The organism is Actinomadura rubrisoli, assembly GCF_004349215.1.
Classification (GTDB): Bacteria; Actinomycetota; Actinomycetes; order Streptosporangiales; family Streptosporangiaceae; genus Spirillospora; species Spirillospora rubrisoli.
Genome location: NZ_SMKU01000320.1, coordinates 1 through 10,889, shown reverse-complemented (window position 1 = coordinate 10,889; position 10,889 = coordinate 1). Strand labels below are relative to the sequence as shown.

Annotated in this window: 9 protein-coding genes and 1 pseudogene; 6 read left to right on the top strand and 4 right to left on the bottom strand. The window is 71.5% G+C overall.

Annotated elements, in window-relative coordinates; translation table 11 throughout:
* Positions 1 to 124: 124 nt before the first annotated feature.
* The 4 genes and pseudogenes from E1298_RS37445 to galU all read right to left on the bottom strand — a co-directional run.
* A pseudogene (locus E1298_RS37445) lies at positions 125 to 487 on the bottom strand (MogA/MoaB family molybdenum cofactor biosynthesis protein); the annotation flags it as partial.
* A 38-nt stretch (positions 488 to 525) separates the two neighbouring features.
* Positions 526 to 1,020 (bottom strand): cyclic pyranopterin monophosphate synthase MoaC, encoded by a 495-nt coding sequence (gene moaC, locus E1298_RS37440; RefSeq protein WP_131901926.1) that lies wholly within the window; start codon positions 1,018 to 1,020, stop codon positions 526 to 528.
* Complete coding sequence (gene glp / locus E1298_RS37435) at positions 1,017 to 2,225, bottom strand: molybdotransferase-like divisome protein Glp (RefSeq protein WP_131901930.1); 1,209 nt, start codon at positions 2,223 to 2,225, stop codon at positions 1,017 to 1,019. The genes moaC and glp overlap by 4 nt, the downstream gene beginning before the upstream one ends.
* A gap of 55 nt (positions 2,226 to 2,280) precedes the next feature.
* The gene (gene galU / locus E1298_RS37430; protein WP_131901924.1) at positions 2,281 to 3,186 is read right to left on the bottom strand and encodes a UTP--glucose-1-phosphate uridylyltransferase GalU; all 906 of its coding nucleotides are present in this window, start codon (positions 3,184 to 3,186) and stop codon (positions 2,281 to 2,283) included.
* 33 nt (positions 3,187 to 3,219) lie between these two features.
* On the opposite strand from galU, the gene E1298_RS37425 reads away from it, so the two are divergent.
* The 6 genes from E1298_RS37425 to E1298_RS37400 all read left to right on the top strand — a co-directional run bounded on the left by E1298_RS37425 (position 3,220) and on the right by E1298_RS37400 (position 10,732).
* Complete coding sequence (locus tag E1298_RS37425; protein WP_131901922.1) at positions 3,220 to 3,801, top strand: 5-formyltetrahydrofolate cyclo-ligase; 582 nt, start codon at positions 3,220 to 3,222, stop codon at positions 3,799 to 3,801.
* Between the two features lie 181 nt (positions 3,802 to 3,982).
* Positions 3,983 to 4,975, top strand: a complete 993-nt coding sequence (locus E1298_RS37420) for an NAD(P)-dependent oxidoreductase (protein ID WP_131901920.1) — start codon at positions 3,983 to 3,985, stop codon at positions 4,973 to 4,975.
* Between the two features lie 103 nt (positions 4,976 to 5,078).
* A complete protein-coding gene (locus tag E1298_RS37415) occupies positions 5,079 to 6,566 on the top strand; it encodes a potassium/proton antiporter (protein ID WP_131901918.1) in 1,488 nt (495 codons plus the stop codon).
* A gap of 244 nt (positions 6,567 to 6,810) precedes the next feature.
* Positions 6,811 to 7,185: an FmdB family zinc ribbon protein gene (locus E1298_RS37410; RefSeq protein WP_131901916.1), complete on the top strand. Its 375-nt coding sequence runs from the start codon at positions 6,811 to 6,813 to the stop codon at positions 7,183 to 7,185.
* Between the two features lie 466 nt (positions 7,186 to 7,651).
* Positions 7,652 to 9,781 carry an MMPL family transporter gene (locus tag E1298_RS37405; protein ID WP_131901914.1) on the top strand — a complete coding sequence of 710 codons (2,130 nt, stop codon included), beginning with the start codon at positions 7,652 to 7,654 and terminating at the stop codon, positions 9,779 to 9,781.
* A 123-nt stretch (positions 9,782 to 9,904) separates the two neighbouring features.
* Positions 9,905 to 10,732, top strand: a complete 828-nt coding sequence (locus E1298_RS37400; RefSeq protein ID WP_131901912.1) for an S-methyl-5'-thioadenosine phosphorylase — start codon at positions 9,905 to 9,907, stop codon at positions 10,730 to 10,732.
* The last annotated feature ends 157 nt before the right edge of the window (positions 10,733 to 10,889 follow it).

Sequence of the window (10,889 nt, the reverse complement as noted above, 5' to 3'; positions counted from 1 at the left end):
CGCCGCCCCTGTCCCGGCCGAAGGACTCGCCGGAGGGCTCATCGCCTGCCCTCGGAGCGGCGCCAGACGCCCGTCTTGCCGCCGATCTTCTCCTCGACCTGAACGTCGGTGATCACGGCGGCGGGGTGCGGCCCGTCACGCCCGCGAGGCCGCGCGACAGGATCGACGCGGGCACCGCCTCGCGGCCCTCCAGGCGGACGGCCTCGGCGATGCCCGGAACCTCCCGCTCGATCACCAGGCGGGTCATCTCGGGCGTCTGGTCGGACGGGGTGAGGCCCGTCCCGCCGGAGGTGACGACGACGTCGTATCCGGCCGCCACCGCGTCGCGCAGGACGCCGGCGACGGGCTCACCGTCCGGGATCACCACGGGGCCGTCGACCTCGCAGCCGAGGTCTTCGAGCATCTCCACCAGCACCGGGCCGGACTTGTCGGCGTACACGCCCGCCGCCGCCCGGTTCGACACCGTGACCGCCATCGCCCGCATCATCGCCGCCCCTGTCCCGGCCGAAGGACTCGCCGGAGGGCTCATCGCCTGCCCTCGGAGCGGCGCCAGACGCCCGTCTTGCCGCCGATCTTCTCCTCGACCTGAACGTCGGTGATCACGGCGGCGGGGTCGACGGCCTTCACCATGTCGACGAGCGCGAGCCCGGCGACGGCGACGGACGTGAGCGCCTCCATCTCCACGCCCGTCCGGTCGGCGGTGCGGGTGGTGGCGGTGATGGCGACGCCGCCGTCCTCGATGGCCAGTTCGACGGCGACGCCGTGCAGCGCGATCGGGTGGCACAGCGGGACCAGGTCGGGCACGCGCTTGGCGCCCATGATCCCGGCGATACGGGCGACCGACAGCGCGTCGCCCTTGGGCATGTCCCCGGCGCGCAGCAGCTCCACGCACTCCGTGGACAGCCGGACGAACCCCGTCGCCGTGGCGCTGCGGGACGAGACGTTCTTGGCCGAGACGTCGACCATGCGGGCCGCGCCCTTCTCGTCCAGATGGTTGAACTCCGTGCCCATGGCACTCATGACGGCAACCTCATGACCTCGACGTGGGACCCGGCGGGCAGGGCCTCGGCGTCCTCCGGCAGCGCGATGAGGGCGTCGGCGGACGACAGGGAGCCGAGCTGGTGCGAGCCCTGCACCTCGGCCGGGGCGACAGTGTAGAAGCCGCGGGTGAACGACAGGCGCCCGCGGACGTAGTGGCGCAGCCCGGCCGGGGACCTGACGTCCTCGCCGAGGACGGCGCTCACGGTGGGCAGCGGCTCGGGCGGCAGGCCCTGCATGGCGCGCAGCGCGGGACGCACGAAGACCTGGAACGAGATGTACGCGCTGACCGGGTTGCCGGGGAGGGTGAAGACCGGCGTGCCCTCGAACAGGCCGAACCCCTGGGGCTTGCCGGGCCGCATCCGCACCTTGTGGAACTCCACGGTGCCGACACCGGTCAGCACCTCCTTGACGACGTCCCGCGTGCCCATCGAGACCCCGCCGGAGGTGACGATGGCGTCCGCGCGGACGAGCTGGTCGCGCAGGGTCTCCAGGACTTTGACGGGCTCGTCCCCGACGGTCTCCTGCCGGTAGCCGACGCCGCCCGCCTCGGCGACGGCGGCGGTCAGCATGAAACTGTTGGACTCCCAGATCTGGCCCGCGCCGAGCGTGGAACCCGGTTCCCGCAGCTCGGTGCCCGTGGACATCACCACCACGCGGGGCCTGGGCCGGACGACCGCGTGGGACCGTCCGACTGCGGCGAGCATGCCGATCTGCGCGGCGCCGAGCCGGGTGCCCGCGTCCGCGACGACCTGACCTGCGAGGACGTCCTCCCCGGCGCGGCGGATGTAGTTGCCGGGCGGCGCGGGACGCGAGATCCGGACCGTGGCGGCGCCGCCGTCCGTCCACTCGACCGGGATGACGGCGTCGGCGCCGGCGGGCAGCGGGGCTCCCGTCATGATCCGCGCGGTCAGCCCCGGCCGGATCGCCGACACGCCAGGGTCGCCCGCCAGGATGTCCCCGACGACCGGGAGGACGACCGGTTCCGCCTCCGTGGCGCCCGCGATGTCCGCCGCGACCACGGCGTAGCCGTCCATCGCGGAGTTGTCGAACGGCGGCAGCGGGACGGGCGCGGAGACGGGCTCGGCGAGCACCGCCCCGTGCGCCTCCAGCAACGCCAGATCAAGCGGCGGCAGGACGGGGACGCTGCCGAGGATGTCCGTCAGATGCTCGTCGACCGTTCTCATGCCCACCGCCCCAGTGTGACGCGTCGTCACGACACTCCCGCGCTCCCCACGCCGGTCACGCGTCGTACTGCCGGACGAACTCGCGCAACCAGGGGATGAACTCCGGCGCAAGGTCGGAGCGCTCGGAGGCGAACTGCACGACCGTGCGCAGGTACTCCAGCTTGTTGCCGGTGTCGTAGCGGCGTCCGCGGAACTTCACCCCGTATACGCCGCCGCCCTGGTCGGCGGGCGCGTCGGCCAGGGTGCGCAGGGCGTCGGTCAGCTGGATCTCGCCGCCGCGCCCGGGCGGGGTCTTCTCCAGGACGTCGAAGACCGCCGGGTCGCAGACGTACCGGCCGATGATGATCCAGTTGCTCGGCGCCTCCTCGGGGGCGGGCTTCTCGACCAGGTCGCTGATGCGCACGACATCGTCCTCGCCCGTGGCCTCGATCGCGGCGCAGCCGTAGGCCGAGACCTGGTCGGGCGCCACCTCCATCAGCGCCACGACGCTGCCGCCGTACTGCCCCCTGACCTCGATCATGCGCTTGAGCAGCTGGTCGCGGGCGTCGATCATGTCGTCGCCGAGCAGGACGGCGAACGGTTCGCGGCCGACGTGCTGGCGGGCGCAGTGCACGGCGTGCCCGAGGCCGCGCGGCTCGCCCTGCCGGACGTAGTGCATGATCGCCAGCTCGCTGGACTCGCGGACGGCGCTGAGCCGCTCGTCGTCGCCCTTGGCGCGCAGCGCCTCCTCAAGCTCGTAGGCTCGGTCGAAGTGGTCCTCGATGGACCGCTTGCTGCGCCCCGTGACCATCAGGACGTCGTTGAGGCCGGCGTCGACCGCCTCCTCGACGACGTACTGGATCGCCGGTTTGTCGACGATGGGCAGCATTTCCTTTGGTGTCGCCTTGGTGGCGGGCAAGAATCGGGTACCGAGGCCGGCCGCCGGGACGACCGCCTTGAGTACAGGTGCAATGTCGGCCATGTAGAGACCCTAGTCACCCATGAGGACAACAGCGTGCACGACATCGTCACGAAAGCCCGTCTCCGGGCGGAACTGCTGGTTGAGCGCGCCGCCCTCGGCGCGGAGGCACGGTCGGCCGCCGCGCGGTCACTGCGCGACGCGCTCCTCTCGGTCCCCCAGGTCGAGATGGCGGGGACCGTGGCGGCGTACGTGTCGGTGGGCGCCGAGCCCGACACGCGCAGCCTGCTGTTCGCGTTGTGGAAGCGCGGCACGTACGTCCTGCTTCCGAGGCTCCTGCCTGACGGCGACCTCGACTGGGCGTCGTACGAAGGGCCCGGCTCGCTGGCTCCGGGCCCGCGCGGGCTGCTGGAACCGACCGAGCCCCCGCGCGGGCCAGGCGCGGTGGCCAGCGCCGACGTCGTCCTCGCGCCCGCCTTGGCCGTTGACCGGACGGGCATGCGCCTCGGCAGAGGGGGCGGCTCGTACGACCGCGTCCTCGCGCGCGTGGGCCCAGCCATCCTGACGGTAGGGCTGGTGTACGACTCGGAACTGGTGGAGACGCTGCCGTCCGAGCCGCACGACCAGCGCGTCCGGGCCGCGGCGACCCCGTCCGAGGGCCTGGTCAGGCTCGGCTGAGGGCGCGGCTGGCGCGGGGGTCTAGGGCCTCGGGACGGGACAGAGCGGACGGAGCGGGGGCGAAACAAGGCGGGACGGGACAGAGCGGACTGGGCTCGGCGCGGGGCCAATAGGGTGAGGATCAGCAAGATCGCGGCATTCGGGGGCGCGATCCACGACAGGCTGACCTGGGAGGTTCACGATGACGGCGCCGTGGCGGATCCTGTCGCTGCCCCCACTCGGAGAGGACCTCGTACGCGGGCTGTTCGCGCATCTCGGTGACGCGGCCAAACTGACGTTCCCTTCGTCCAGGGACCGTGCGGGCCTGCACGCCGCCCTCGCGGACGGCGCCGAAGTGGTGATCGGCGACTTCACCGGACTGCTCGCACTGGACGCCGACGCCGTGGCCGCAGCACCGGACCTCGTGTTCGTCCAGATGCCGTCCGTTGGAACCGACAGCATCGACGTCGCCGCACTGTCCGCAGCGGGCATCCCGGTGGCCAACACAGCCGGTGCCAACGCGCGCGCGGTAGCGGAGTGGGCCGTCGGAGCGGCGTTCGCGCTCTGCCGTCACCTGGTCTATGGCGACCGCGGTGTGCGCGCGGGCGAGTGGCCGCAACTGGAGGTCCTCGCCCGGGGGACAAGGGAAATTCACTCGCAGCGCGTCGGCATCGTCGGTTTCGGTGCGATCGGCGCGGAGGCGGCGCGGCTGTTCCAGGCACTCGGCTGCGCGGTCTCGTACTGGACGCGCCGTCCGCGCCCTGAGGCGTCCGCGACGTACCGGGAACTGGACGATCTGGTCGCCACGTCCGACATCCTCGTACTCGCCCTGCCACTGACCGGCGAGACGCGTGGGCTGATCGGTCCCGAACGGCTCACGCTACTGCCCGACAACGCGCTGCTGGTGAACGTGGCGCGCGGGGGCATCGCGCCCGATGACGCCGTCCTCGCCGCCTTGGAATCGGGACGGCTGGCCGGTGCGGCCCTAGACGTGTTCGACCAGGAACCTCTCACCACGGATCATCCGCTGCGTGCGCACGAGAGCGTCCTGCTGTCTCCGCACACGGCCGGTGGGACGGCGCAGTCCCAGTTGAACATCGTCGCGATGGTGCGGGACAACGTCACGGCGGCCGTCGAGGGCCGCGAGGTGCAGAACGTCGTCAACGGGGTAAACCCGCAGGTCAAACGGAGATAGGGAACGATCGCGACATCCCATCCATGAACCACAAATATGCAATCGGCCCGCGAATCTGTAGGATTCCTAAACGGTCAACTTTGACGACCCCGAAGGGTGGGATGTGCAGCTCGACATCTGGCTACTCCTCGGGGCCACACTCGTACTCAGCGCGATCATCGCGGTCAGGCTGTCCCACCAGGCGGGCCTTCCCACCCTCCTGGCCTATCTGGGACTCGGTCTGCTCATCGGCGAGTCCGGCCCCCTCCACATCGACTTCGACAACGCCGAACTCGCCGAGACCCTCGGCCTGGCGGCCCTCGTCCTGATCCTGGCCGAGGGCGGCCTCACCACCAGCTGGCGGCATGTGCGCCCCTCCGTGCCCGCCGCCGTCAGCGTGTCCACGATCGGCACCCTGCTCAGCATCGGCATGGTGGCGGGCGCCGCCATCCTGCTGCTCGGCATGGACTGGCGGCCCGCGTTCCTGCTGGCCGCCGTGCTCGCCCCGACCGACGCGGCGGCCGTGTTCTCGGTGCTGCGGCGGCTGCCGCTGCCGTCCCGCCTGACCGGACTGCTGGAGGCCGAGTCGGGCTTCAACGACGCGCCCGTCGTGATCATCGTGGTCACGCTCAGCTCCGTCCACTCGGGTGCCCCCAACATCGCCGAGCTGCTCGGCGTGATGGTGTACGAGCTGATCGCCGGCGCCGTGGTCGGCATCGCCGTGGGCTGGCTCGGCGCGCAGGCGCTGCGCCGCATCGCGCTCCCCGCGTCCGGCCTCTACCCGATCGCCGTGCTGTCGCTGTCGGTCGGCTCGTACGGCGCCGCGACGCTGCTGCACGCCAGCGGCTTCCTCGCCGTCTACGTCAGCGCCCTCGTCCTCGGCAACGCACGGCTCCCGCACCGGCCCGCCACCCGCGGCTTCGCCGAGGGCATCGGCTGGCTGGCGCAGATCGGCCTGTTCGTGATGCTCGGCCTGCTGGCCTCGCCCAGCGAGCTGCCGGGCCAGATCGTCCCCGCGCTCGTGATCGGGTTCGTCCTGCTGCTCATCGCCCGTCCGGTGTCGGTCGTCCTGTCGACGATCGGGTTCAGGCTGTCGTGGGGCGAGAAGCTCTTCGCCTCCTGGGCGGGGCTGCGCGGCGCCGTCCCGATCGTCCTGGCCACCATCCCCATGGTGGAGGACGTCCCGGGCGCCGGACGGATCTTCGCCATCGTCTTCAACATCGTCGTCGTGTTCACCCTCCTCCAAGGCCCCACGCTGCCGCTGGTGGCGCGCTGGTGCCGCCTGGAGAGCGACGAGGAGACGCGGGAGCTGGACGTGGAGGCCGCGCCGCTGGAGGAGTTGCACGCCGACCTGCTGGAGGTCCGGATCCCGCTCGACTCCCAGCTGAACGGCGTGGAGATCTTCGAGCTGCGGTTGCCCCAGGGCGCGTCCGTCACCCTCGTGGTCCGTGACGGTTCCAGCTTCGTCCCGTCCCGGACGACGCCCTTGCAGGCCGGTGACACGCTCCTGGTCGTCACCACCGACGCCGTAAGGGAGATCACCGAACGCCGCCTGCGCGCGGTCAGCCGCCGCGGGAAGCTGGCAGGCTGGTTCGGCGAAACGGGAACCTGAGGCCGGACCACCGGGCGGGATGTTGGACGGGCCTAGCGCGCGCCCGGAGCGGGCCCGAGACGCGCCCGGGACGGGGCCTGGGAGGAGCCCGGGCGGGCCCTGGGACGAGCCCGGGGGCGGGCCTGGGGCGGCGCCGGGAACAGACCGGGGACGAATCCCGTTCCACGCATGGGTACCATTAGCAGTCGTTCAGAGTGAGTGCCAGTCCCGGGAACAGACCGGACTGAGTCAGCGAGGAGGAACCGTGCCGACGTATCAGTACGTTTGCACCGAGTGCGGCGAGCCTCTTGAGGTCGTGCAGAAGTTCAGCGACGACGCGCTGACCGAATGCCCGGCGTGCGAGGGCAGGCTCCGCAAGGTCTTCTCCGCCGCGGGGATCATCTTCAAGGGCTCGGGCTTCTACCGCACCGACAGCCGCGGCTCCAGCAAGACCTCCACCGTGAACGCCTCGTCCAACGGGTCCTCCGGTGATTCGGGCGGCGATTCGGGCGGTTCGGGCGGCGACTCGGGCAAGTCCGAGAAGCCCGCGCCCTCCTCCTCGGGCGACTCCTCGTCCTCCTCGTCCTCCTCCTCGTCGAGCAAGCCGTCCTCGACCTCGTCCTCGGAAAAGGTCGCCTGACCGCTTAGACCTGCGCGAACAGCCGGGAGATCTCCCCGCCGCCCACATCCGGCCGGAGATCCCCCGGCTTTCGTCATGCCCGGGGACCCCTCGTCCCGCGCCCGCCGCGTCCACCGTACGGACCGGCGGGTTCTACATCTCCAGGGTGAACCCGGCGGTCGCCCCTGCCTCGAACGAGGTAGCGCGGCTGCCCTCTGCAGCCGGACGCGCCAGAGCATGCCGCCATCCGACGATGGGCCCACAACCGATCAAAGGCGACGGCATGGACCCGCGAACGAAAAGCCGGCCCTCCAGCCCACTTGACAAGCCTCTATTTTAGAGAGACTCTCTAAGCGAGAAGCTCACTTGAAGCGGTGACGACCGGGACGGTTGAGATACTACTTGATATCTCTCTGATAGCGAGACACTCTAGATCTCGAACACGACATATCGCGAATCCCCCGAAGACGGCACAGGAGAAGGAATCATGAGCGCACACAGCCCGGCTCCCCCTAGATCACGAGCCCATCGCCTGGCCAGCCTGATCGCCGGCCGCCGGACCAAGTGGGCCGTCCTGGCCCTGTGGATCGTCTTGCTGCTCGCCCTCGGCCCCCTGGCCGGCAAACTCGGCGACGTCGAGAAGAACGACGCGGCGGCCTGGCTCCCCGGCGGGGCCGAGTCCACGCAGGTCGTCAAGCTGCAGGAGCAGTTCCGCAAGGACGAGACGATGCTCGCGGTCGTCGTCTACGAGCGCCCCGGCGGCATCACCGCCGCCGACCGCACCAAGGCCGCCTCCGACGTGGGCGCCCTGCAGCACCTGCCCGGCGCCCAGAAGGCGCAGGGGCCGTTCCCGTCCAAGGACGGCAAGGCGCTGCAGACCCTCGTGCCCTTCACCGACGAGGACGTCACCGGCGCCGTCGACGGGGCCCGCGACCTCGTCAAGCGCGGGCCGCCCGGCCTGAACGCCCACGTCACCGGTCCCGCCGGAGGCGGCGCCGACCAGTTCGAGGTCTTCAAGAGCATCGACGGCTTCCTGCTGATGGCCGCCGGCATCGTCGTGATCGTCCTGCTGCTGATCATCTACCGCAGCCCGGTGCTGTGGTTCGTCCCGGTGCTGAGCGCCGTGTTCGCCCTCGGACTCGCGCAGTCCGTCGTCTACCTCCTCGCCAAGAACGCCGGCCTGACCGTGAACGGGCAGAGCGCCGGCATCCTGACCGTCCTGGTCTTCGGTGTCGCCACCGACTACGCGCTCCTGCTCGTCGCCCGCTACCGCGAGGAACTGCACCGGCACGAGGACCGGCACGAGGCCATGGCGTACGCGCTGCACCGCGCCGCCCCGGCCGTGATCGCCTCCGCCGCAACCGTCGCCGTCGGCCTGCTGTGCCTGCTGCTCGCCGACATGAACTCCACCGCGGGCATGGGCCCGGTCGCCGCCGCGGGCGTCCTGACCGCCCTCGCCTCGATGGTCACCCTCCTTCCCGCCCTCCTGGTCATCTTCGGCCGCTGGCTGTTCTGGCCGCTGGTCCCCCGCTACGACGCCAAGTACCTGAAGCCCGAGGCGTACGAGGCCGAGCACGGCATCTGGAGCCGCGTGGCCACCCTGGTCGGCAAGCACCCGCGCGCGCTCTGGGTGGGCACCGCGATCGGCCTGCTGGCCCTCACGTTCGGCCTGGGCTCGCTCAAGGCCGACGGGCTCTCGGACGCCGGGCAGTTCACCGGACGTCCCGACTCCGTCGTCGGCTCCGAGATCGTCGCGCGGCACTACCCGGCCGGCTCCGGCGCCCCCGCCGTCGTCATCGGCAAGGCGTCCGCCGCGGGTCCGCTCGCCGCCACCATCGGCAAGACCCGGGGAGTCGCGGAGCTCAGCCGTCCCGTCGCCGCGAACGGGCTCGTCCAGTACGAGGCAACCCTACGCGACCCCGCCGACAGCAAGGCCGCGCAGCAGACCATCGACCGGCTCCGGGACGCCGCGCACGCCGTCCCGTCCGCCGATGCCAAGGTGGGCGGCACCACCGCCACGGCCCTGGACATCCAGCGGGCCTCCGACCGCGACAACAAGGTCATCATCCCGATCGTGCTGTCCGTGGTCCTGCTGATCCTCATCCTGCTGCTGCGCGCCCTGGTCGCGCCGCTGCTGATGATGGCCACCGTGGTCCTGTCGTTCCTGGCCTCGCTCGGCGCCTGCGCCCTGATCTTCCAGCACGGCTTCGGTTTCGAGGGCACCGACACCGGGTTCCCCCTGCTGGCCTTCATCTTCCTGGTCGCGCTGGGGGTCGACTACAACATCTTCCTGATGCACCGCGTCCGCGAAGAATCGGAGGCCCTCGGCACCCGCCGCGGCATCCAGCGCGGCCTCACCGTCACCGGCGGCGTCATCACCTCCGCCGGGCTGGTCCTGGCCGCCACGTTCGCCGCCCTGGCCACGCTGCCGCTGGTGTCCATGGCCGAGATGGGCTTCGTGGTCGCCTTCGGCGTCCTACTCGACACGCTGATCGTCCGGTCGCTGCTGCTGCCCGCCCTGTCGTACGACATCGGACGGCGCATCTGGACCCCAGGCCGCCTCGCCCGGAACCGTCCGTCCCCCGAGCGCTCGAAGGTGCTCGAACCGGTGGGCTGACAGGAGACGAAAGGGCCCGGCCACCCGGCCGGGCCCTGGCGTGTCCGGACGACGATCATGGAGTTATCCACATTTGGCGGCGGGTCTCCCGGGGCCGGTCAGCGGGTGGCTAATGTCGGCGCCATGTCCACTTCGCCTTCCGCCGCACCGCCCGCCGCCGAGATCGGCGTGATCGGCGGCTCCGGTTTCTACTCGTTCCTCGACGACATCGAGGAGCTCAGGGTCGAGACCCCGTACGGCCCGCCGAGCGACCTCATCGCGGTCGGCGAGCTCGCCGGCCGCCGCGTCGCGTTCATCCCCCGGCACGGCCGCGACCACCGCTATCCACCGCACCGGATCCCCTACCGGGCCAACCTGTGGGCGCTGCGCTCCCTCGGCGTCCGGCAGGTGCTCGCGCCGAGCGCCGTCGGCTCCCTGACCACCGACTACGGCCCCGGCACGCTGGCCGTCCCCGACCAACTCGCCGACCGCACGCACGGCCGCGCCCAGACCTACTACGACGAGGGCGGCGCGATCCACGTGTCCTTCTCCGACCCCTACTGCCCCACGGGCCGCCACACCACCGTGGGCTCCGCACAGGCCGCCGGCTGGGACCCCGTCGACGGCGGCACCCTCGTCGTCATCGAGGGCCCCCGCTTCTCCACCCGCGCCGAGTCCCGCTGGTACGCCTCCCAGGGCTGGACGCTCGTCGGCATGACCGGCCACCCGGAGGCCGTCCTCGCCCGCGAGCTGGCCCTCTGCTACACCCCGCTCTGCCTGGTCACCGACCTCGACGCCGGCATCGAAGAAGGCGAGGGCGTCACGATGGAGGAGGTGTACCGCGTCTTCGGCGAGAACATCGGCCGCCTCCGCACCCTCGTGGCCGACGTGGTCAAGGCCCTGCCCACCGAACGCGACTGCCCCTGCCCCCACGTCCTGGACGGGATGCGACTCCTCCTGGAACTGCCATGAGCACCCGCTTAACCCGCCTGCGGCGGCCCTTGGCGGCACTGTTCGCCGCGGCCGCCGCTGGTTCCGCCCTCGCCGCCCTCCGCCCCGGCCCGCCACCGTCCGTCCGCATTCTCGGAGCCGCCCGCGACCTCCCCGCCGGTACCACCCTCAGCCCGTC

Coding starts and splice junctions, on each gene's coding strand:
- E1298_RS37420 (WP_131901920.1), top strand. CDS start 3,983: ATGACGGCGCCGTGGCGGATCCTGTCGCTGCCCCCACTCGGAGAGGAC.
- galU (WP_131901924.1), bottom strand. CDS start 3,186: ATGGCCGACATTGCACCTGTACTCAAGGCGGTCGTCCCGGCGGCCGGC.
- glp (WP_131901930.1), bottom strand. CDS start 2,225: ATGAGAACGGTCGACGAGCATCTGACGGACATCCTCGGCAGCGTCCCC.
- E1298_RS37400 (WP_131901912.1), top strand. CDS start 9,905: ATGTCCACTTCGCCTTCCGCCGCACCGCCCGCCGCCGAGATCGGCGTG.
- E1298_RS37405 (WP_131901914.1), top strand. CDS start 7,652: ATGAGCGCACACAGCCCGGCTCCCCCTAGATCACGAGCCCATCGCCTG.
- moaC (WP_131901926.1), bottom strand. CDS start 1,020: ATGAGTGCCATGGGCACGGAGTTCAACCATCTGGACGAGAAGGGCGCG.